Source organism: Hyphomonas oceanitis SCH89, from assembly GCF_000685295.1.
Taxonomy (GTDB): domain Bacteria; phylum Pseudomonadota; class Alphaproteobacteria; order Caulobacterales; family Hyphomonadaceae; genus Hyphomonas; species Hyphomonas oceanitis.
In genome coordinates, this window is sequence record NZ_ARYL01000006.1 from 67,841 (window position 1) to 89,886 (window position 22,046).

Consider the following 22,046-nt stretch of genomic DNA (forward strand, 5'->3'; position numbering starts at 1 on the left):
TATTGTCGCGTTTTGAAGAACTGATTGCCACGGTCGAGACCTATGAGGCGCTCGCCGCAGAAAACTATAACCGCATCCGCTCGCTGGCCGAGGAGATGCGCGCTGGCCTGTGCAACTATATCGGTGCGCCGGACGGCATCTGCGTACATCTGGTGCCGCCACAGGGGGCATTCGAGCCCAAGGCGCATGGGGATCAGGCCTTTTCCATGCCGCCGCGGGGCTTTCGTCCGCTTGCGCCTATTGCTTTCGGGCTCGCCGTGCGCGTCTCGAAACAGGCCGACTGGATGCGCGTTACCATGGAATGCCGCAAGGTGGGTGACGTCTTCATCATTCATATCGAAGATGGGGCAGAGTATGAATTTCGCCTGCCGCTTAAGGACAAGGACCCTGAACCCTTCTATGACCATGTCTATTCACATGTACTGAACTGGTTTGCGGAGAATATCGAGCGTTACAAGGTCGGCGACTATGGCACCCGGGAAATCGGGTTCGACTTTGCAGATGACATCAAGGCCCAGTCCGCATAGTGCGGGCCGGGGGGAAAACGGCTCCTGAGCTGATAGGGCGCACATGAACCATATGGACTTTGCACTCGCAGGTGCCGGATCGGGCGAGCTGATCTTCGCTTGCGCGCTGATCGGCGCGCTCGGCATTGGTGCGCAATGGCTGGCCTGGCGCCTGCAGGCCCCGGCCATCGTGCTCATGGCGCTGGCAGGCCTCGCAGCTGGCCCGCTTTGGGCTGTGATCTTTGGCGCCCCGCTGCTCGATCCCGAGCGCGTGTTCAATGGCGGCGGTAACGACCTGCTCCGCCCCATCGTGTCACTGGCGGTCGCCGTCATCCTCTTCGAGGGCGGCCTCGTCCTGAAATTCGAGAACCTGCGCGATGCGGGCGCGGCCGTGCGGCGCATGGTGTTCATTGGCGGGCCGCTGGCCTGGTTCTTCGGCACGCTGGCGGCGCGCTATGCGGCCGGGCTCGACTGGTCCAGCTCCATCGTCTTTGCGGGCGTCATGGTGGTCACCGGGCCGACCGTGATCATGCCTCTGCTGCGCCAGTCAAAGCTGGGCGGACGCACGGGCCAGTTCCTGAAATGGGAAGGCATCGTCAACGATCCTGTCGGCGCGCTGTTCGCGGTGGCCTCGTTCGAGATCATCCGCGTGGCGGCAACGGGCGAATCCATTCTGGGCAAGGGCGCGATGATCGTGCTGGCAGCCGGCATGGGCGTTGCGCTCGGCATTGCCTTTGGCTGGGCCATGGTGCGGGCTTTCCGCGCTGGCTGGACGCCGGAATACCTCAAAGCCCCAATCATCTTTGCCTCGATCATCCTCTGCTATGCGCTGGCCGAGCAGATCGAAAAGGAAATCGGCCTCGTCGCCGTGACGGCCTATGGCATGACGCTGGCCAATTCGCGCCTCGCAGGCATCGCGGAGCTACGCAAGTTCAAGGAAGATATCGCCGTCCTCCTCGTTTCAGGCGTGTTCGTTATCCTGACGGCCAACCTCAGGCCCGATGTCATCAAGGACGCGTTGACCTGGCGCACATTGGCCTTCCTGTTGTGCATGCTGTTCATCGTGCGGCCGCTATCGGTCTGGATCGCCACCTTCGGCACGCTGAAGCGCAACGAGGCCCTGCTGCTCGGCTGGATCGCGCCACGCGGGATCGTGGCCGTGGCCGTCTCCAGCCTGTTTGCCACCCTGCTGGAGGATCTTGGCCGGCGCGGCGACAGCAAGTTCTACTTCTCGGGCGCAGAGCAGATCACACCGCTCGCCTTTGCCATGGTGTTCGTCACCGTTGTGCTGCACGGCTTCACCATTGGCCCGCTGGCGCGGCGTCTTGGCCTCGCCCGCAAGGAAAAGCCGGGCGTGCTGCTGGTGGGTGTGAACCCGTGGAGCATCGATCTGGCCAAAGTGCTGCGCGATGTCGGCATCGAGCCGATCCTTGCCGACAATAACTGGCGCCGCCTGCGGCCAGCCCGCGAGGCCGGGCTCAATACATTCTTCGGCGAAGTCCTGTCGGAGGACGCTGAAGTGCGCCTCGACCATTCGGCCTTTGACCAGGTGGTCGGCCTGTCGGCGAACGAGCCCTATAATGCGCTTGTCTCCGGACATTTCGCGCCAGAGCTTGGCCGCCACAAGGTCTACCAGCTATCGGCACAGGATACCGAGGATGAAGACCCACGCGCCATCGGCATGGGCACGCGCGGGCGCACGCTCATCAAGCGCGGGCGCGGCTATGACAGCCTTATCCGTGATCATTATCGCGGCTGGACGTTCGGCAAGACGAAGCTCACCGACGAGTACGACCTCAAGGACTTCCGCGAAGACCGTCCAAAGTCGGATATCGTCGCGGAACTGCGGCTCGATGGGACGATCATGTTCCTGGGGCCCAACCGCGAGCCAAAAGGCGGCGAAGGCGTCACGCTGATCAGCTTTGGCCCGGCCAAACCATCGGAATCCGAGAAGGAATTGGCCTCAGCGCAGGCCGGATAAGTCTGGCCTTTGTGGTCTGAAAAGCGAACTCAGCTGTCACGCCAATAGCTGAGTTCTTTTTTGAAACTAAAAATTTGCCGACAAGAAAGAGCCGTACGGAAAGATAAATTTTTTGTCAGAACAAGGATTGATCGCAGCTGGGCTGAATCCGGTCAGTCTTCAGCGGGCGGATTATTCCCCAGCCGATTGAAGTCCTGCGCCATGTGTACGCAACCAGGCGCGTTGGCGCTTCCAGTCCGGGGTGCATTTGGCCACATGCGCCCAGAATTTGGGCGAGTGATTCATCTCCAGCAAGTGGGCGCATTCATGGGCGGCCACATAGTCCAGCACCTTCGGCGGGGCCATGATCAGGCGCCACGAGAAGGAGAGCTGGCCGTCCGATGTGCATGAGCCCCAGCGCGAGCGGGTATCCTTCACGGAAATCGCTTTGTATTCAACGCCTAACGTCTCGCAATGCCGGATAACGGCCCGCGTGAGATCCGCCTTGGCCTGTTTCTTCAGATAGCGCGTCACGCGCATGGCCAGGCCTTCCGGATCGCCCGGCGCGCTTAGCAATCTGGGCTCGCCCGGCCACATCTTGGGCAGGCGTCCCTCGCCATTCGCGGTCAGCTGGCAGGGTTCTCCCCGAAATTGAATGAATTCAGCTTCCTCGAACTTTACGGTCTCGGGCAGGTGCTGCAGGCGCGTGGAGATCCATTCGACGCGTTCTGCAGCAAATGCTGCAGCATCCTTGATCTGGCGGTTGCTAGGCGCTACGGCAACGGCTTCGCGGCGCCGCTCATCAAGACGAAGAATGAGCCTGCGCGCCTTGGAATTGACTTCAAATCGTACAACAACGCGGGCACCATTTGGCGCCTTCAGTGTCATTGTCTGGCCATTGTTGTATGCCATGTTTAAACTCTCAAGAGACGCGTCGGGGACACCTGCTCGCAGTATTCAATAAAGGGACTAAAGATGAAATATCTGCTGACAGGTGTTGCCGCCATAGCTTTGCTTACGGCATGCGGCGACAAAAACAAGGACAAGGATGGCGCCAGCCCGGCCGGAATCGAACTTTCCGACAGCAAGCTGCCAGGGGTCAAACTCCGTAAAGGAGACCCAGCCACGGCTCCCGCAGTGCTGAGTGCATTTTCGCTCGACCACTCGGGCAAGGGCCGCGTCAGCTTTACCGGCAGTGAGGTCAAAGGCGCCAAGGCCGTCTTCAAGAACGTCACGCTCGTTTCCGCCGAAGAGGTCACCGATGCCGAAGGCGTCGCCGATGATGGCGAACTCAACCTCAAGGGCTCAGACCTCAAAGCCGCAGAAATGAGCTTCGAAGGCCTCGGCATGCTGAACGGCAAGCCGAACTTCTCCAAGATTGTCCTCTCGGATGTCAGCTTCGTCCCGAAAGACCCGGAAGAGAACCACGGCTCCAGCAAGATCAAGTCGATGGAACTGGTCAACCCGTCGCCGGAAACCGCCGCCTGGATCGCCAGCCTGTTCGGCAAGGGCGAAGCTATGGACATGCCCGAAGGCAAGGCGCTCGCCTTTGACCTCTGGTCGATGAAGGACGTGAACTTCAAGATCGACGAGGAAGAAGGCCAGAAGGGCGATTTCGTCATTTCCTCGGTCGACGTGCTCGGCATGAAGGACGAGAAAGCGGCGCAGATGGGCCTCAAGGGCCTGAAGCTCAACATGATCGACCCCACCGACGATACAGATCTGAAAGCCAGCCTCGGCGGTGTTGATCTGCGCGGTGTGAACCTCGCCGTGCTGAAAGGCATGAGCGCAGACGAAGCCGGCAGCGGCGCCGTCGCCAGCATGCTGGAAGTCTTCCAGAACGATCCGGCCAATCCGGGCTATGACTCGGTCCTCATCGACGACCTGAAAGTCGCTGTCTCCGGCGCTGATTTCGACATGCCGAAGCTGGCCTCCAAGGTCTCGCGCGACAAGAAGGGCCGCGCCGTCAAAGTCGTCACCGATCCGTTCAAGATGACGCTCGGCACCAGCGAAGGCGAACTCGGCGAGAAACTCGGCGCCCAGCTGGCCCTGCTCGGCTATGAAAAGCTGGAGCTCAGCGGCCAGGGCGAACAGACCTATGATCCTGACAAGGACATGGTCACCATCGCCAAAGGCAAGAATTTCTGGAAACTGGATGACGGTTTCCGGATTGATTTCTCCGGCCAGTATGAAGGCGCCAGCGCCATGGCCGCTGCCCAGGCCAAGGCCACCGCAGCCGAAACGCCGGTCGATCCCGGCGCCATGATGCAGGACGCGCTGGACAAGATGCTGATCCATAACTTCCAGCTCGCCATCGATGATGACGGTTTCCTCGCACGCGGCTTTAATGCCTATGCGGCCCAGTCCGGTCAGGATCCGCAACAGCTGCGCAGCCAGGTTGCCGGCATGATGGCGATGGCCCCGATGATGGCGGCGCAGTCTGGCGTCGACCCGGAACTGGTCACGGAAGCGGCCACCGCGCTGTCTTCCTTCGTCACCGATCCGAAGACACTGACGCTCACGCTGGCGCCCGCCAAGCCGGTGCGTCTGGCTGACTTCGCCGAGATGGAAGACCCCTCGGCGCTGACCAAGACCGCGCTCGGCTTTTCCGCCAAGAACGAATAGGCCCCGGCCTTATCCCTCTGAATCGCGCGCGTTTCCCGCTGGAGACGCGCGCTTTTCTTTATCCGCCGCTCAGGGCATAGGCTTGTTTCCATGAAGATTGCATTTTTCGGAGACGTCGTTGGCAAGCCCGGCCGGGCCGCCGTGCTGGAGCACCTGCCGGGCCTGAAGGCGCGCCTGCGGCTCGATTTCGTTGTCGTGAATGCCGAGAATTCGGCGGGCGGTTTCGGCCTCACCGAATCCATCGCCAATGATTTCTTCGGTGCCGGTGCCGATTGCCTCACGCTTGGCGACCATGCCTGGGACCAGCGCGAGGCCCTCACCTATATCCAGCGCGAGCCGCGCCTGCTGCGCCCGCTGAACTATCCGCTTGCCGCCAATGCGCCGGGCAAGGGCGCCCATCTCTATGCCCTGCCAGACGGGCGCCGCGTCGGCGTCATTCAGGCGCAGGGCAACGTCTTCATGCGCCAGACACTGGTCAATCCGTTCGAGGCCGTTGATGCCGCGCTCGATTCCATGCCGCTGGGCGCAGTGGCCGATGCCATCATCGTCGACATGCATTGCGAGGCAACCTCCGAGAAAATGGCCATGGGCCACCATTGCGATGGCCGCGCCAGCCTCGTCGTCGGCACGCACACCCATGTGCCCACAGCCGACACAATGATCCTCGAAAACGGCACCGCCTACCAGACCGATGCCGGCATGTGCGGCGACTATGACAGCGTTATCGGCATGCAGAAGCAGAACTCCCTCACCCGCTTCATCACCCAGCTCCCCGGCGAACGCTACCAGCCCGCCCTCGGCGACGGCACGATGTGCGGCACCTATGTCGAAACCGACGACAAGACCGGATTAGCCCTCCGCATAGAACCCATCCGCATGGGCGGCCGCTTAAGCGAGCAGGTTCCGGCCTAGCCAAACGCCCCCCAAATACCACATTCCCGGCGAAAGCCGGGACCTCATGCAATTAAAGAACTTCACCCTACCCCCGAAGACCCCTGCGCAGGCAGGGGTCCATGACCCGCCCTCTCCAAACAGTGCTTTAAGGAAAGTTCCGTCCATGGATACCTGCCTACGCAGGTATCCCCGGCTGAGAGCAAGTCCCCCAAAGGGGCTCGTCCTGAGCGAAGCCTGTCCTCGCGAAGGCGGGGATCGAAACACGCGCCCCATGCGACGAAATGAAGAAGCCGGCGCACAGTCCCGTAGGGTGCATTAAGGCCAGAGGCCGCAATGCACCGTCTTTGCGGCGGGTGCAGAATGGTGCATTGCGCTACGCTTAATGCACCCTACGCTCGCTATGATATGAGTAATATGAGTATTGTTACCCCGAAGGAGCATTTTATGATTCATCATGGCAAAAAACAATGAACAGAGCGGAATTTCTGCTTAAACTAGAAGAGTATCTGGCTCAGGAAGCCGAATTGTCCGAAGAAGAGGCCGACTTTGCTTTGGCCTCGTTGGAGCACATGGCACCGAATTCTGATCTCAGTGATATTATTTATTATGGCGATAAAGACCGAAACGCGTCGGAGATCGTTGATGAGGCTCTTTTGAGGCAGGCACTTTGGAATTCAGGCGGTCGTGAATCAGTTCGAGAGCGGATCAAGCAGCTAATGAAGGAAACGCTCGCAGACCAAAACGCCACGGTAGCTAAAATCTATTCCGCCCAAGCGATTTTAAAAAGTTTGGAGCGAGAGGAGCAAGAAGAAGCGAAGTCTCCCCAGGAATCGTAGGGGGGCCAATGCGCGCACTCTTTCCATTACGCACAGACCTATGCCCACCTTATCCAACCCGATTCCCGCCCATGCCATACTGTCCCGCATGACTGGCAGCCGCGACTTCATCACCTATGGGCTCTTACAGGCGTGCTACGCGCTCCGTGGCCGGTGCCAGCTGAAAGAGTTGGCGGTCGGACGACGTTCGAGATACATCATGTTACGGAACTACAATTTGGTGGATCGGTATATGATTGAGCGAGCGTAGGGTGGGTTGAGCATCGCGATACCCACCACCATCACGCACCCTCCCTCTCCCCCACCTTATCCAACCTGAATCCCGCCCGGCCTATACTGGCCGCCATGATCAATCCGTCCGCCTTCGTCAGTCACGGCATCGCCCAGGCGCAACGCGCGCTGGCGAACGTCGCCGTTATCACGAACGCGCACCTCAACCCCTCCACCCTGAAACGCACCCTCGCGCAGCGCGCCCGCGCCGAACTTGCCCGGCTCGAAATTATTATCCGGCGCCTGCTCGTGCTCATGGCCCTCGGTCTCGTGCTGCCGCCGGTCCCTGTTCGGGCATCGTCCGGGCATCATTCGGATACCGAGCGCGTCGAGACGAAAGCCTCGAGCCGCCCCACCGGCCTGTCGCCCCGCATTATGGGGCCAGACATGGACAGGGACGGGCTTGCGACTGCGGCACGGTCCTGCGGACCCGTTCAGGCCGCCCCGATCCTCGCGCGCCTCGCAGCGCTGCAGGAACTGCTCGCCGCCCCTGAAGCTCACGCCAAACGCCTCGCCCGCACACTGGAGCGCCAGCGCAAGGCCGGCGAACCCGCGCCCATGGCGCTTCCCATGACCCGCACCCACCGCATGCCGACGGAGCTTGGCGCCATCGCCACGGCCCTGCCGGAACTGCTGCGTGCGGCGTTCAAAAGCTGGGAAAGCTCGGGCTGAATCCGACAGTCAATCAGACCAGTTTGCCGGGCATCGCAGGATGGTCCGGTCGCCCGCGCAACCCTCAAACAGGCTCAGTCCGATCCAATGCTGCGGAGTGATATCAGCGCCAGTTTGGCCTCTTCATAGGCGTCTCCCGGGAACCTGGCCTCGACCTGTCCCTGAGCCCTTTGCCAAAGGGGATAGGCTTTTTCGAGGATTTGCGCGCCAGCGGTCGTCAGGTCGATTTTCCGTTTCCGGGCCGGGCCTTCCTTGCCGCGTATCACATAGCCGGCGTCTTCAAGCGGCTTCAGATTCCGGGTCAGGCTGGTGCGGTCAATGTTCAGCCACTGGCCAATCTCGCTGATCGATTCAGGCTTCATGCGGCCAATCGTGATCAGCAGCGTGAATTGCGTAATGGTCAGGCCCACTGGCCTCAGCGCATCGTCAAAGTGCCGCGTTATCACGCGCGCCGTGCCAAGTGTTCGCACTGCTGCGCAACGTCCCGCCACATCATCGAAAAGATCGTCCATCTTGGTCATGATGTGAATATACACGACGAGTGGGGCTTACCCAAGCCAACAAATACCGGCCTGACGCCTTGATAGCCCCTCTATATAGTGTGCATGCACTTTATGGCCAGGATTCCACATCGACGAGACGCCATTCGATCTATGGTCGATCCAGGGCTTTTACCCGCCGCGCGAAGGTACCGAGGACGAGAAAAGATGGATCGCCGAAAACAAGCCATCGCCCCGCACACACGCTTGATCTGCAACCCTTCTCGCGAGGGAGAAGGGGGCAAGACGGCCTAAGGCGTTACCACCGGGAACCAGAAGTCGGGCCGGTCCAGCGTGCCGAAGAAGGCCTGCAGCATGGCCGGATTGCCGCTGACGGTCGCGGCACCTGACTGGAGCTGTTCCGGCAGCGTCGTCTTGCCAAGGAGCACAAGGTCGAGCACGGAGCGGTCGAGCGTCAGCGTCACGGCGGCATCCTCGACGCTTCCCTCACGCGGCACGAGGACAGACTTGCCAAGGTGCAGCGTCATCGCCTCATCCCGGTCCGGGAAGATGAGGTTCACGGCAAAGGGCTCCGCCGTCATTTTCGCCGGATTGTACCGGGCCGCGAGCGAGTCCATCAGGTCGATCGATTTGACCGCGCGCAGAAATTCCGGATTGCCGAGCTGCGGATTGCCGAGGCTCGGAATGCCATTGCGCAGCTCGCTGGCGCCAACCAGGAAATAGCTGCGCCACGCGCCGCTCTCGGCCTGGAAGCCAAGCTGTTCATAGGTCGCGGCCAGCCAGTTGCGGGCGGTCTCGCTTTCCGGCTCGGCAAAGACGGCATGGTTGAACACTTCCGCCGCCCAGCGATAATCGCCCGCCTCGAACGCCTTCGCGCCAACGGCCAGCGTCGCGTCCAGCCCGCCCATGGCTTCGACATAACGCGCCGCCGTGACGACATGTGGCAGCTCGTAATACTCGGCCGGGACACCGCCCCACCAGCCGAAATAATACTGGTACACAGCCTTGGCATTGTGATTCAGCGTGCCGTAATAGCCGCGCGTGTTGAAGGCATCCGCCGCGCTCTCGAAGGCCGGTTCGGTCACGGCTTCAGCGGCTTCCGTCATTGTCGCGCCCGCATTCGCTGCGCGCAGGGTCTGGTCATGAACATAGCGATAGATGTCGCGCTGGCCTTCCAGCAACGTATCGACATTCTCTTCGCCCCAGGTCGGCCAGTGGTGGGAGGCGAAGACAACGTCCGCCTTGTCGCCATAGGTTTCCAGCACATAGTCGATGGCCCGGCTCCAGCCGAGCGCATCGCGCACCTTTGCGCCGCGCGGCGTCAGCAGGTTGTGGAACGTGGCAGTGACGACTTCAGCCGTGCAGAGCGCGCGCTTTTCCGGCAGGTAGAACATGAATTCCGCAGGGGCTTCGGTGCCCGCCGCATCAATGAACTCGAACGTCACGCCATCAATCACGCGCTGTGTGCCGCGCCCCGAAATCTCTTCGGTCGGCGCGATCAGGCTGATCGTGCCTTGTGGCAGGCCGGGGCCGAGGCCTGAACCGACATGCGCCGTCGGGCTGCGCGGAATCGTGTTGCCGAACATGAAGGTCGAGCGGCGGCTCATCTGGTTGCCCGCGATCAGGTTCTCGCTGACGGCATGCTCAAGAAAGCCAACCGGCGCGAGGATCGGTACATTGCGCTCAGCAGCGTCTTCCTGGCTCAACACGCCGCGCGCCCCGCCGAAATGGTCCGCATGGCTGTGTGTGTAGAGAAGCCCGGTGACCGGGCGCTCGCCCAGCGTGTCATTGACCAGTTTCAGTGCCGCGCTGGCGGTCTCCGTGCTGGTCAGCGGATCGACGATGATCCAGCCGGTCTTGCCCTCGATCACGCTCATCACGGAGAGATCATAGCCCCGCACCTGCCATATGCCGTCGCCGACCTCGAACAGGCCGTGTTCCGCTGCAAGACGCGACTGGCGCCACAGCGACGGGTTCACCGTGTCCGGCGCATCGCCCTTAAGGAAGTCGAATTGCGGGATGGCCCAGACCACATGGCCGTCCTCGGCGAGAATGGCGGGCGCATCAATATAGGCGATCCGGCCGCGGGCGGCATCTTCCACATCGCTCTGCTCGTCCAGCGGGAGGCGCGCGGCCAGCGCGGCATTGGCTTCGCGCGTCGCCTCAGTTGCAATACCGGCTTCGGGCGGCGCGGGAATAGCAGGAGCTGCGGGCGTTTCGGGCGCAAGCGCCTCAGGGGCAGTTGCCTGGCTGGCGCAGGCTGACAGGGCAATGGCGCATAGCGAAATCATGCAGTGACGCATACTGGTTTCCTCTCCCGGATTTTTTTGCAGCTTTCAGGATTTGCCAGCGCTCTGCAAGGGCTGTCGCCGGGGAGCTTGGCGCTTTGGCCATCCTGCGCTAAAGCGCACGCTTCACGTTTCTGACCCCCCGAAGAGGTTTTCATGGCCGGCCATAGTAAATGGGCAAATATCCAGCACCGTAAAGGCGCGCAGGACAAGAAGCGCGCCGTCAAATTTGCGCGCCTGTCGAAAGAGATCACGATCGCGTCAAAAATGGGCGGACCTGACCCGGACGGTAACCCGCGCCTGCGTCTCGCGATCCAGAACGCCAAGGGCCAGTCGGTCCCGAAGGACAATATCCAGCGCGCCATCGATAAGGGCCAGGGCGGCGGCGGCGATGATTATGTTGATATCCGTTATGAAGGCTTCGGCCCGGGCGGCGTCGGCATCATTGTCGAGGCCTCGACCGACAACAAGAACCGCACCGCGACCGATGTGCGCTCGGCATTCTCCAAGAATGGCGGTAATCTCGGTGAAACGGGCTCTGTCTCCTTCAGCTTCGACCAGGTTGGCGAGATCGAATATCCGCTCTCGGTTGGCACCGAGGACGAAGTCATGGAAGCCGCAATCCTTGCGGGCGCCTCGGACGTGGAAACGGATGAGGAATCCCACTGGATCTATACGGTGCGTGAAGACCTGCAGACTGTGGCCGATGCCTTGGCCGAGCATTTCGGCGCAGATGTCGAAGCGAAATCCACGAAACTCATCTGGAAACCGCAGAACAATATCCCGGTCGACGGCGATTCTGCCGACACGCTGATGAAGCTGCTCGATGTGCTGGACGAACTCGACGACGTGCAAAACGTCTACGACAATTCCGAGCTGTCGGACGAGGAAGCCGCGCGCCTGTCAGCCGAATAGCTGATCAGGCTGGCACTTTTTTGGTTGGGAACGCGCCTGCGCGGCTGAGCGACGAGGAGACGGGATGCTGGAGCACCGTCTCCAGCCAGTGTGCCGTCTCGATCAGCTTGCCGAGGTCGAGACCTGTCTCGAATCCGGCCCGTTCCAGCATGTAGACCACGTCTTCGGTGGCCACGTTGCCCGTTGCGGCTGGCGCAAACGGGCAGCCGCCAATGCCGCCGCAGCTGGCATCAATCACATCGACGCCCGCTTCGACAGCTGCCGCGACATTGGCGAGGCCTGCGCCGCGCGTGTCATGGAAATGCATGCGCAGGTAAACATCCGGCGCCTCCATCCGCACCCGCTCGATGGCCGCGCGTACCTCCCATGGCGTAGCGACGCCGATCGTGTCGCCCAATGCGAGTTCATTGACGCCCGCCCGCTGGGCCTGCGCAGCGAGATTGCCGACAACCGCAATATCCACGTCGCCATCGAACGGATCGCCAAAGGCAACGGAGATGGTCGCTGACAGGGGAATACCGGCTTCAAGGATCAGCGGGGCACACTGGGCGAGCATGTCGGCGCTCTCCTGCGGGCTCATGCCCTGATTGCGGCGGCCGAACGTCTCGCTGGCCACAAGCACGAAATTGATCTCATCGGCGCCGGCATCAATCGCCCGGCGCACACCCTTCTCGTTCAGGGCCAGCGCGATGTGGCGCGTCGCTTTGGACCGATCCACACCCGCAAAAACGGCCGCTGAATCCGCCATTTTCGGCACGGCTTTCGGATTGACGAAGCTGCCCGATTCCATGCGCCGAACGCCGGCCTCTTCCAGCCGGGAAATGAATTCCAGCTTTTGCGATACGGTGAGGTCGGCGGGATCGTTCTGCAATCCGTCGCGCGGGCCGACTTCAACGATATCTATGCGGCGTGCCATTTTCTATTCCTGTCTATTTGCCCTGGAAGGCCGGTTCGCGGCGCTCGACAAAACTCGCAACGCCTTCCTTGAAGTCGAATGTCGTGAAGCTGTCCGCCATTGCAATATCTGCCTCTGCGAGGCTCTCCGAATAGGACTGGAAATAGGACGCGCGCACCTGGCGTTTCATCACGGCGACGGAGCGCGGCGAGACCATTTTCGAAAGATGGCGCGCGAGATCCATCACATGCGGCATCAATTCATTGGAGGGCAGGGCCTTGTTGACGAGCCCGAGATCGGCGGCTTCGTCGCCCTTGAAGACGCGGGCGGTGAACAGGAGGTCGAGTGCGTTCGCTTCACCCACGAGTCGGGGCAACAGCCAGCCAATCCCATGCTCGGCAATCAGGCCGCGCTGGGCGAAAGCGGTCGTGAACTTGGCGTCCTCGGCGGCAAAGCGCATGTCGGCAAAGAGCGCAAAGATCAGCCCGATGCCCGCGCAGGGGCCATTGATGGCCGCGATGATGGGCTTGGGGCAGGCATAGAGATAGCCGAAGCGGCCGTCATAGATTTTCTCGAGCCCTTCTGGGGCGCCGCGCTCGACACGCGCCGTCGCCGATTTGGCGCCCGCATCGGTGTCGCCCTGAATATCCTGCAAGTGGTTCATGTCAGCGCCCGCGCAGAAGCCGCGACCCGCACCGGTAACGATAATGCAACGCACATCCTGATTATCGCCGGCCGCGCGGATGGCGGTTTCCAGTTCGGCCTGCATGACCGGCGTCCAGGCATTCAGCCGATCCGGCCGGTTCAGGGTCAGCGTCAGAACGCCCTCGTTCAGGTTTTCCAGGATTTGCGTATAGGCGGCCATGCCGGTTTCCTCCGTTATTTTTTGCCACTCTAGACCGCATTCCGGCAAAAGGGCAGCGCGCGATTATGTCCGGATCGGCTCGGGCCTGTAATGCTCGGCGCCAATCACGCCTTCGAGCAGGTTTGCCGCGAGTGGCGTGTCGCCGCGCGCACGGTGAAGGACAGAAATATCGCCCGTCGTTTCCGCGACCGCCGCATCGACCTGTGAGAAGTCGAGCACGTTTGCCTCACGCAACTTGCCCAGGAGGTCGCTCTCGGTGATCTTCGCCTTGTTCATCTGGTCGCGCAGCATCTCGCCATTCGCCATGATGAGGCGGGGCTTGTTGTTGGTGCTACCTTCAAACTTATCTGAATAGACCCGCAAGGCGGCGACACCCATCTGCAGCGCAAACAGCGCCGCAAGCGCTGCAATGCCCTGCGCCACGGGGGGATCCTTTGTCAGGATAACAGATGCCAATACGGAGCCGATCGACACCGTGACGGCAAAATCAAATCCACTCATTTTTGAGAAACTGCGCACGCCGGCCAGGCGCGTGAGGATGATCAGCGCCAGATACATCGCTGCTGCCGACGCAGCGATGAGCATTAGCGATCGCGGGCTTGAAACAAACCATTCCATTTTGCATTCCCCTTTTTCTCCTCACATAGCGTGCCATAGCGGCGCGGGTTCCGCTGGCGCCTTTGGCGGTCCTGAACTATGGAGGCGTATATGACCGATTATTCTCCCCCCCTCTCGGGTAGCGCGCAGGATGAGACGCGCGAGCTTCGCCCCAAATTCAATGCCGACGGCCTGATCGCGGCCATCGCGCAGGACGCCACCAGCGGCGAAGTGCTCATGCTGGCCTGGATGAATGCCGAAGCCCTTGCCGCGACAGTGTCGACCGGGCGGGCGACCTACTGGTCGCGTTCGCGCGGCGAGCTATGGGTAAAGGGCGATACGTCAGGCCATATTCAAGAAGTGGTCGAGGTTCGCGTGGATTGCGACCAGGACGCTGTCCTGCTGCGCGTCAATCAGACAGGCGGCGCCTGCCATACCGGCCGCGACAGCTGTTTCTATCGGGTGATCGCCCCGGACGGGCAGACGCTATCGCTCGACGCCAAAAACACCTAGTTTCTGCCCGACTCACCTGAAGGGGACTAAAATGCGCCTGACACATTTGATGATTGCCGCGTCGACTGCGGCCGTGCTGGCGGCCTGTGCGCCGAAAGCGCCTGCGCCAGAAGCAGAAGCCGCTGCGCCCGAAGCGGAAGCCACTGTCGAAACAGTAGAGGCTGAAGCGCCGCTCCATGTCGACGTGCTCGATTGCGGCACGATCAAAGTATCCGATCTCGATATTTTCTCGTCGGCAGGTGATTATGCCGGCGTCTCCGATACGCTGACGGACAGCTGCTTCCTGATCCGCCACCCCAATGGCATCCTGCTTTGGGATCTCGGCCTACCTGGCATGCTGGTCGGTAATGGCGAAAGCACGCAGGGCGTTTTCACCGTATCGCTCGACACGTCACTGACGGAGAAGCTGGCCGCGCTGAACGTCGTGCCGTCTGAAATCGACTATGTCGCCATCTCGCATAGCCATTTCGATCATACCGGTCAGGTTGATCAGATTCAGGGCTCGACCTGGCTGGTGAACCAGAAGGAAAAGGACGCCATGTTCCCGCCCGATGGGTCCGCGCCTTATGACCCGAGCCTCGCGCCGACTTTCGCCATGTTCAGCCCGATGGAACAGCAGCTGATTGATGATGAGTATGACGTGTTCGGCGACGGCACGGTCGTGATCTTCCAGACGCCCGGCCATACGCCGGGGCATTCTTCGCTGCAGCTGATGATGCCGGAAAGCGGCGCTGTCCTGCTGACGGGTGACCTCTATCACCGCAAGGAAAGCCGCGAACTGAAACGCGTGCCGCGCTTCAACTTTGATGAAGCTGAAACGCTGGTCTCAATGGATGCATTCGAAGCGCGCGCCGAACGTCTCGGCGCCAAGGTCATCATCCAGCACGAGCCGGATGATATCGAACCGCTAAACGGCGAGATCCGCTAGGACTTCAGGGCGCGTCGGTATCGCTTGGAAAGGCGAAGATCGACGCGTCCGGGTCTGGCTTGCCTGCAATCGCTGCGGCAACGATTTCCGCTCCTATCACGCTGAACGTGATGCCATTGCCCCCAAATCCCATCAGGGCGTGGACATGGGAGTGTCCCGGAACGGGGCCAAGGAAGGGAAGGCCTGTGGTGGATTCGCCAAACGCTGCCGCCCAGCGATGGGCTGGCGGATAGAGCGAAACGCCCGTGAGTTTTTCGAACTTTTCGACCAGCGTTGCGGTCTTGCGTTGCAGCTTGGCCGCGTTCATGTGACCCGTCTCGAACGGCTCATCCTCCCCTCCGATAACGACATGCCCATCCGTATGCGTGCGGAAATAGAGGTAGGGGTCAGACCCTTCCCAGACGATATGATCGTCCAGCCAGACGGGCAGTTTGCCGCGCGGCCGGGCCGCGATCGCCCAGGTCGATATGATCCGGTGCTCGCGGCTCTCAAGCGATTTCAGGAACTCATAGCCCGTGCAGAACACGGCATGGCCGCACGTCAGGATCTGGTCGTTTGACAGGGTGAGCGCCGCCTGAGCGCCTGTCGCCACGAAATCGCATACTTCCATTGGTGAAACGATTTCGAGCCCTGAATCCATCGCCCGGCGGAGCAGGCCGGCCGTTAGCTGCGCCGGGTCCGCCGAAGCCGACGGTTCGCTGAGCAGCGCGCCGGTACGGTCCATGCCATAGGTCTCCCGCAATTCCTGTGCGGGAATGAAGCGGGATGTCAGCCCGGCCGCCTCGCGAGCGGCCTGTTCCGTTTGGAGGGCGCGGAAACCGAATTCGTCCCCGGCGAGGTAGAGCGCAGGCTTTTCTGTGTAGCCGCAAGGAATGTTTTCCAGCCTGACAATCTCGCCGAGCCGCTGAACCGCCTTTGCCGAGCGTTTCCAGGCCCGGCGCGCCTTGTCCTGTCCGATCATCTCCGACAGTTTGAACAGAGGCGTGTCGATCTCGTACTGGATCATTGCCGTGCTGGCCGGGGTGGAGCCTGTCACCGGGGGTCGGCGGTCGATCAACAGAACACGACGCTTCCCGTCGCACAGATGCCAGGCCGTCAGCGCGCCGCTGATGCCTGATCCGGCGATGATGACGTCATAGGTCGAATGCTTGGGTGTCTTGCGAACGGCAAGATTGGGTGCGCCATCTGCGAGCCAGAAGGGCTCGCCGGTGCGAAGGTCACGTTTTTCGGTTTCTGTCGTCGAATCTGTTTGCGCCATAAGGCCTCCCTTCGCGCGGGGGTCGGGAAGCTGCGCGCGAACGAGAGCAACGGGCAGAACGCAAACGGGTTCACGTCCTGCCCGCAATTATTTTCAGATCAGGTCAGTTGCCGCTTTCAAGAAGGCGGCGGGTAATGACCATGGCCTGCACCTCGCCGGCACCCTCGAAGATGTTGAGGATGCGCGCATCGGCCAGCACGCGGCTGATCGGGTATTCGACCGCGAAGCCATTGCCGCCATGGATCTGCAGCGCATTATCGGCAGCGGCCCAGGCAACGCGGGCGGCGAGCAGTTTTGCCATGCCGGCTTCAAGGTCGCAGCGCTTGTCGGCATCCTTCTGGCGCGCCGAGAAATAGGTCAGCTGGCGCACGCCAATGAGTTCGGCGGCCATCATGACCAGCTTGTTCGAGACGCGCGGGAACGAGAAGATCGGGTGTCCGAACTGGTTACGGTCCAGCGCATATTTGAGGCCGATCTCGAACGCGTTCTGTGCCACGCCAATGCCGCGTGCAGCCGTCTGGATGCGGGCGCTTTCGAATGTTGCCATCAGCTGGCGGAAGCCCTGACCCTCGACACCGCCGAGCAGGTTTTCCGATTTCACACGGAAATCGTCAAAGCCGATCTCGTATTCCTTCATGCCGCGATAACCGATCACCTCGATCTCGCCGCCGGTCATGCCGGTGGCAGGGAAGGGGTTGGCATCGTCGCCGCGCGGCTTTTCAGCCAGGAACATGGACAGGCCCGAGAAATTGTTCGTAGCCGGATCGGTACGGGCCAGCACTGTCATCACATCGGCGCGGACCGGGTGGGTGATCCATGTCTTGTTGCCGGTGATGGCGTATTCGCTGCCGTCCTCGGTTTTTACGGCGCGTGTGCGCAGGCTGCCAAGGTCTGAGCCCGTGTTCGGTTCGGTGAACACGGCGGTCGGCAGGATTTCGCCGCTGGCAATCTTGGGCAGCCATTGGGTTTTCTGGTCGTCCGTGCCGCCAATCAGAATCAGCTCGGCTGCAATCTCGCTGCGTGTGCCGAGCGAGCCGGTGCCGATATAGCCACGCGAAAGCTCTTCAGAGACGACACACATGGCGATCTTGCCCATGCCAAAGCCGCCGAATTCTTCCGGGATGGTCAGGCCGAACACGCCAAGCTCGGCCATCTCGCTGACAACATCCATCGGAATATAGTCATTGCGGATATGCCAGCCATGGGCGTGTGGCTTGATCTTGTCGCTGGCGAATTTCGCGAATTGTTCGCGCACCATGCTCATGGTCTCGTCGAGGCCGGTCTCTTCCACCGTGTTGCGGCTGAGCGCATCCGGCAGCAATTTTGCTGCGGCGGACATCGAGGCGGTTGTCTTGCCCTCAAGCACAAGGCGCTTGATGACGGCCGTTTCGAACAGCGCGTCAGCTTCTTTGAGCGTGCCCAATTCGTGCGGACGGATCGTCTCGCCCTGGTTCATCGGGATTCCGCTGACGATCTGCGCGAGGTATTCGCTGAACAGGATTTGCGAGAGGAGCGCTTCGACCTCACCGAACTTGCCTTCAGCGTCGATGCGTGAGGCCCATTCGGATGTCTGGCGGAGGGTTTCGAGATAGGTTGCGAGCCATGCCAGGCCGTGCGCCATGTGCTGCTGGCGCTCCAGCGCCTTGCGGTCAGGCTTGCCATCGGCCGTTTTCAGCTGCTTGCCGGCGGCCAGTGTGGCGGCATCGACATAGGCTTCAAGCGCCATGACGGCATCGGCCATGGCGGGCAAAAGCCCTGTCATGACTGGGGATTGTTCAAGTGTGTCGCCTGCAGCGCCGTCCATAATATCCTCCACGATCTCTGGTCGTTTTGCTTAGTATAGTGCGATACAGGCAAGAGTCATGGCCAGATTGTGCGGTGCAACAACGCAGGCCAGCTTTAAGTGTCCATTCGCCGATAGCGTTTAGACTGGGCGCTGACCATGGCCCGTCCCAGCGATTCGGGCAGGATGCGTGTGAGCGTGGCCAGCGCCTTGTTTGCGCTGCCGGGCACGACAACCGGCTGGCCGCGATTGACCGCGTCGATCCCGGCCTTCACGACGGGGGCCGCCTCCATCCACATCCATTTCGGCATCTTGTTCGTGTCCTCGCGCGTGCCGTTCACATCGTGGAACTCGCTCCAGGTGAAGCCGGGGCAGAGCGCCGTGCAGTGGATGTCCGTCTGGCCGGTGGCGGCGCATTCGGCATTCAGGCTCTCCGTGAACTTGATCATCGCGGCCTTGACGCTTCCGTAAAGCGTATGCCCCGCGCTGCCAGCGGCATAGCCGGCCAGCGAGGCGACATTGATGATGCGACCATAGCCACGCTCTGCCATCCCGGGCAGCACCTTGTGGGCCAGCTCAACCGGCGCCGTGTAGAGCACGCGTATGAAATCAGCCTGCTCCTCCCATGACGTGTTGAAGAATGTGCCGGGCAGGCCGTAGCCCGCATTGTTCACAAGCGCGTCCACATGGCGCCCCTTCGCTTCCAGTGCGGCGAGGATCGCATCCACCGCCTCTGGCTTGGCGAGATCTTCGGCAATCGTGATCGCAGATATCCCGTGGGCGCTTTCCAGCTCCTGCGCCAGCGCCTCAAGCCGCTCGGTTCGGCGGGCTGTCAGCGCGAGGTCCCATCCAAACGCGGCATACTGACGGGCAAACTCGGCGCCTATGCCTGCGGACGCGCCGGTGATCAGACAGAGTCTTCGTGCCATCCGTAGTTCTTTCGTGTCAGTGTTACATGAGTGTCATAATTACAACATGCCGGGCGGAAAAGGTTCCGTCCACTTGTGATTTTTACGGGCATATCCACTCTCTGTTTAGATTCAAAGCCCAAAGCCGGGTCAGCTTCAAGTGGTCTCCCAATGCCGGGAACCACGTTCGTCAAGGAGGACTACTATCGTGCAGTTCAAAACTGTTCTGCGTACGGCTGCAGCCGCTGCTGTCATCGCATCCATAACCGCACCTGCGATCGCCCAGGAAGAAACGGCGCCCGAGGCTGACCGCCAGCTCGAGACTGTCGTTACGCTGGGCACACGCGTTGCCAACCGTTCCGCTCTTGATACAGCCGTTGCTGTCGACATCGTGTCGTCTGCCACGCTCGAGAAAATCGGTATCGGCGAACTGAACCAGGCCCTGTCGGTCCAGCTCCCCTCTTTCAACTTTCCGCGCCCTGCCCTCACAGACGGTACGGACTCTGTCCGCCCCGCCTCCCTTCGTGGCCTTGGCCCTGACCAGACCTTGGTTCTCCTTAACGGCAAGCGCCGCCACATGGCCTCGCTCGTCAACGTCAACGGTTCGATTGGTCGTGGTTCGTCGGCAGTCGACCTGAATACGATCCCGACCATGGCCGTCTCCGGTATTGAAGTCCTGCGCGACGGTGCATCGGCCCAGTACGGCTCTGACGCCATCGCCGGCGTGATCAACGTCAACCTGCGCGAAGCAGCCGAAGGTGGCGCAGCAGAGGTCAGCTATGGCTGGCGCGAAACCGAATATAGTGTGCCAGTGAGAACTCCAGAAATTGTGGGCGGAACGCCCGTCATTTCTGCGCCAGCCCAGATTCAGCGCGACCGCTCTGACGGTCACGTCGTGACCCTCTCTGGATGGAAAGGCTTCCATCTCGGTGACGATGGCTTTGTTACCGTCTCGGCAGAAGTCAAAGATCAGCAGCATACAGAGCGGTCGGGTTATGATGTTCGCCAGCAGTATCCCGCTGTCGGTGGGCAGCCCAATCCAGGCGAAGCGGTTATCAATCGCTTCAATGGCTGGACGGGTGAGCCAGAACTTGAGCAGGCCACGGTCTTTGCAAATGCAGGTTACGACCTCACGAATGGCGTGGAGCTCTATGGTTGGGCCAGCTATCAAAACCGTGACACGAGTTCCGCTGGCTTCTACCGTCGGGCGCTGGACTCGCGTAACGTCATCGAGATCTATCCCAACGGCTTCCTTCCTCTGATTTCACCTGAAACGACCGATGCTTCGGTAGCAGGTGGTGCGCGATTCAAGATGGCTGGCTGGGACATGGATACGTCCCTTGTTTACGGTTCGAACGAAATGCAGTTCACGATCGAGAACACGCTCAACCGTTCGCTCGGCACAGCATCGAAAACATCGTTTGACGCTGGCGGCTTCAAATACAGCCAGGTCGTAGCCAACCTCTCGGCCGTCAAAGGCTTTGCTGTTGATGGTCTTGCGTCTGATCTGAACGTCGCATGGGGTATCGAAGCGCGCCAGGAAATGTACGAGATCAATGCTGGCGAACCGGACAGCTACCGGAATGGTGGGGTTCTGCTGCCGCTGAATGGTTCTGGTTGCGGAACTCCAACTGTTGAGCAAATCGCCGCAGGTGGTTGCGCAACAGCTTCAGGCAGCCAGGTGTTCCCTGGGTTCCAACCCAAGAATGAAGTTGATGAAGACCGCACCGCCGTCGGCGCTTACGTGGATCTCGAAGCAAATGTAACGGATGCCTTGCTTGTCTCGGGTGCTGTGCGTGTAGAATCCTATTCTGACTTCGGTGAAACAGTGACCGGAAAACTTGCGGCGCGTTATGACTTCAACGATGCATTTGCATTGAGGGGCTCCGTGCAGAACGGCTTCCGTGCGCCTTCCCTGCAGCAGCAATATTTCCAGACCACTTCGACCAACTTCAACTCCAAGGGTATTCCGTTCGATGTAACGACATTCCCGGTTACAGATCCTGTCGCACGCGCATTGGGTGCTCAGGACCTCAAAGCAGAAGAGTCCGTCAACTATTCGGTTGGTGCAGTGTTCCGCTCGGGCGGGTTTAATCTGACCGTTGACGCCTATCGGATAGATGTGAACGACCGGATTGTCCTGTCTGAAAACCTCGGAACTGACGGCAGCGCAGCATCGGTCGCTGTCAACGACTACCTGCAGTCGCAGGGCTTCGCAGGCGCTGCTGGACGATTCTTCCTGAACGGGGTCGATACAGAGACGACGGGTGTCGACATCGTGTCTAGCTACGCTTTTGGCGAAACTGAAGTAGGCCGCTTCACTGCCACCCTCGGGGCGAACTTCAACTCGACCGACGTTACAGCCGTGCCTGAAGTGCCAACGCTTTCTGCTCTTAGCCCAGCTCCAACGCTGTTTGGACGCGTGAACGTGAAAACGTTTGAGGAAGGTACGCCTTCGGACAAATTCACGGGTTCGCTTGATTGGGAAAAAGACGCATTTGGCGTGACGTTTAGAGCCGTCCGTTATGGCGAGGTGCTGGTGCCGGGTTCTTCTGCTGAGGACGACTACACGATCGACCCGGCCATCATTGTCGATCTTGAGGGTCGCTACACCTGGAATGAGAGGGTCACGCTCTCGCTCGGTGCAGACAACCTGTTCGACGAGTATGGCCAGCCATCGCCGTCCAACACCACCGGCAACACGCCGTTCTCCGGTTACATTCCATACGGCAGCTCGGGCCGCTTCGTGTACGTCAAGGCTGGCGTGAAGTTCTAGTCCCGGACAATCCGTCCACAATCAAACGCCGCCCCCGAAAGAGGGCGGCGTTTTTCT

General features: G+C 60.8%; 21 protein-coding genes. 12 read left to right on the top strand and 9 right to left on the bottom strand.

The window, feature by feature from the left end; translation table 11 throughout:
- Nucleotides 1–2: 2 nt before the first annotated feature.
- Entirely contained in the window at nt 3–527 is a 525-nt protein-coding gene (locus HOC_RS05785) for a hypothetical protein (RefSeq protein WP_035536653.1), read from the top strand.
- 43 nt (nt 528–570) lie between these two features.
- The gene (locus HOC_RS05790; protein ID WP_051624566.1) at nt 571–2,487 is read left to right on the top strand and encodes a cation:proton antiporter; all 1,917 of its coding nucleotides are present in this window, start codon (nt 571–573) and stop codon (nt 2,485–2,487) included.
- A 171-nt stretch (nt 2,488–2,658) separates the two neighbouring features.
- On the opposite strand, the gene HOC_RS05795 is transcribed toward HOC_RS05790, so the two are convergent.
- The gene (locus HOC_RS05795) at nt 2,659–3,378 is read right to left on the bottom strand and encodes a M48 family metallopeptidase (protein ID WP_035536654.1); all 720 of its coding nucleotides are present in this window, start codon (nt 3,376–3,378) and stop codon (nt 2,659–2,661) included.
- Between the two features lie 63 nt (nt 3,379–3,441).
- On the opposite strand from HOC_RS05795, the gene HOC_RS05800 reads away from it, so the two are divergent.
- The 5 genes from HOC_RS05800 (at nt 3,442) to HOC_RS05815 (ending at nt 7,763) form a co-directional block, all read left to right on the top strand.
- The gene (locus HOC_RS05800; RefSeq protein WP_035536655.1) at nt 3,442–5,091 is read left to right on the top strand and encodes a hypothetical protein; all 1,650 of its coding nucleotides are present in this window, start codon (nt 3,442–3,444) and stop codon (nt 5,089–5,091) included.
- Nucleotides 5,092–5,181: 90 nt separating this feature from the next.
- Nucleotides 5,182–6,003, top strand: coding sequence for a TIGR00282 family metallophosphoesterase (locus HOC_RS05805; protein ID WP_035536656.1), 822 nt, complete (start codon nt 5,182–5,184; stop codon nt 6,001–6,003).
- Nucleotides 6,004–6,452: 449 nt separating this feature from the next.
- Entirely contained in the window at nt 6,453–6,821 is a 369-nt protein-coding gene (locus HOC_RS05810) for a hypothetical protein (RefSeq protein WP_035536657.1), read from the top strand.
- 132 nt (nt 6,822–6,953) lie between these two features.
- Entirely contained in the window at nt 6,954–7,061 is a 108-nt protein-coding gene (locus HOC_RS22925; protein WP_422120039.1) for a hypothetical protein, read from the top strand.
- Between the two features lie 105 nt (nt 7,062–7,166).
- Nucleotides 7,167–7,763: a hypothetical protein gene (locus tag HOC_RS05815; RefSeq protein ID WP_035536659.1), complete on the top strand. Its 597-nt coding sequence runs from the start codon at nt 7,167–7,169 to the stop codon at nt 7,761–7,763.
- Between the two features lie 74 nt (nt 7,764–7,837).
- Here HOC_RS05815 and HOC_RS05820 read toward each other — a convergent pair whose 3' ends face one another.
- Entirely contained in the window at nt 7,838–8,284 is a 447-nt protein-coding gene (locus HOC_RS05820) for a MarR family winged helix-turn-helix transcriptional regulator (RefSeq protein ID WP_156950393.1), read from the bottom strand.
- A 109-nt stretch (nt 8,285–8,393) separates the two neighbouring features.
- Between HOC_RS05820 and HOC_RS22930 the strand changes: the two genes are divergently transcribed.
- Nucleotides 8,394–8,513 carry a tautomerase family protein gene (locus tag HOC_RS22930; protein WP_206741543.1) on the top strand — a complete coding sequence of 40 codons (120 nt, stop codon included), beginning with the start codon at nt 8,394–8,396 and terminating at the stop codon, nt 8,511–8,513.
- 40 nt (nt 8,514–8,553) lie between these two features.
- On the opposite strand, the gene HOC_RS05825 is transcribed toward HOC_RS22930, so the two are convergent.
- Nucleotides 8,554–10,566 (bottom strand): alkyl/aryl-sulfatase, encoded by a 2,013-nt coding sequence (locus tag HOC_RS05825; RefSeq protein WP_084146152.1) that lies wholly within the window; start codon nt 10,564–10,566, stop codon nt 8,554–8,556.
- A gap of 141 nt (nt 10,567–10,707) precedes the next feature.
- On the opposite strand from HOC_RS05825, the gene HOC_RS05830 reads away from it, so the two are divergent.
- The gene (locus tag HOC_RS05830; protein WP_035536660.1) at nt 10,708–11,466 is read left to right on the top strand and encodes a YebC/PmpR family DNA-binding transcriptional regulator; all 759 of its coding nucleotides are present in this window, start codon (nt 10,708–10,710) and stop codon (nt 11,464–11,466) included.
- Nucleotides 11,467–11,470: 4 nt separating this feature from the next.
- Here the strand turns inward: HOC_RS05830 and HOC_RS05835 are convergent, their stop codons facing one another.
- From HOC_RS05835 to HOC_RS05845, 3 genes are all read right to left on the bottom strand, one after another.
- Entirely contained in the window at nt 11,471–12,382 is a 912-nt protein-coding gene (locus HOC_RS05835; protein ID WP_035536662.1) for a hydroxymethylglutaryl-CoA lyase, read from the bottom strand.
- Between the two features lie 13 nt (nt 12,383–12,395).
- On the bottom strand, nt 12,396–13,226 hold the full coding sequence (locus HOC_RS05840; RefSeq protein ID WP_035536663.1) for an enoyl-CoA hydratase: 831 nt from the start codon (nt 13,224–13,226) through the stop codon (nt 12,396–12,398).
- 63 nt (nt 13,227–13,289) lie between these two features.
- A complete protein-coding gene (locus HOC_RS05845) occupies nt 13,290–13,844 on the bottom strand; it encodes a DUF421 domain-containing protein (RefSeq protein WP_035536664.1) in 555 nt (184 codons plus the stop codon).
- Nucleotides 13,845–13,934: 90 nt separating this feature from the next.
- Here HOC_RS05845 and hisI point away from each other — a divergent pair, with 90 nt between their 5' ends.
- Nucleotides 13,935–14,336 carry a phosphoribosyl-AMP cyclohydrolase gene (gene hisI / locus HOC_RS05850; RefSeq protein ID WP_035536665.1) on the top strand — a complete coding sequence of 134 codons (402 nt, stop codon included), beginning with the start codon at nt 13,935–13,937 and terminating at the stop codon, nt 14,334–14,336.
- A gap of 31 nt (nt 14,337–14,367) precedes the next feature.
- Entirely contained in the window at nt 14,368–15,264 is an 897-nt protein-coding gene (locus HOC_RS05855) for an N-acyl homoserine lactonase family protein (RefSeq protein WP_035536666.1), read from the top strand.
- A 4-nt stretch (nt 15,265–15,268) separates the two neighbouring features.
- Here the strand turns inward: HOC_RS05855 and HOC_RS05860 are convergent, their stop codons facing one another.
- The 3 genes from HOC_RS05860 to HOC_RS05870 form a co-directional block, all read right to left on the bottom strand.
- Nucleotides 15,269–16,522 (bottom strand): NAD(P)/FAD-dependent oxidoreductase, encoded by a 1,254-nt coding sequence (locus HOC_RS05860; RefSeq protein ID WP_035536667.1) that lies wholly within the window; start codon nt 16,520–16,522, stop codon nt 15,269–15,271.
- A gap of 103 nt (nt 16,523–16,625) precedes the next feature.
- Nucleotides 16,626–18,326, bottom strand: coding sequence for an acyl-CoA dehydrogenase family protein (locus tag HOC_RS05865; RefSeq protein ID WP_035536669.1), 1,701 nt, complete (start codon nt 18,324–18,326; stop codon nt 16,626–16,628).
- Nucleotides 18,327–18,421: 95 nt separating this feature from the next.
- Entirely contained in the window at nt 18,422–19,234 is an 813-nt protein-coding gene (locus tag HOC_RS05870) for an SDR family NAD(P)-dependent oxidoreductase (protein ID WP_035536672.1), read from the bottom strand.
- Between the two features lie 187 nt (nt 19,235–19,421).
- Between HOC_RS05870 and HOC_RS05875 the strand changes: the two genes are divergently transcribed.
- Nucleotides 19,422–21,989 (top strand): TonB-dependent receptor plug domain-containing protein, encoded by a 2,568-nt coding sequence (locus tag HOC_RS05875; protein WP_084146153.1) that lies wholly within the window; start codon nt 19,422–19,424, stop codon nt 21,987–21,989.
- The last annotated feature ends 57 nt before the right edge of the window (nt 21,990–22,046 follow it).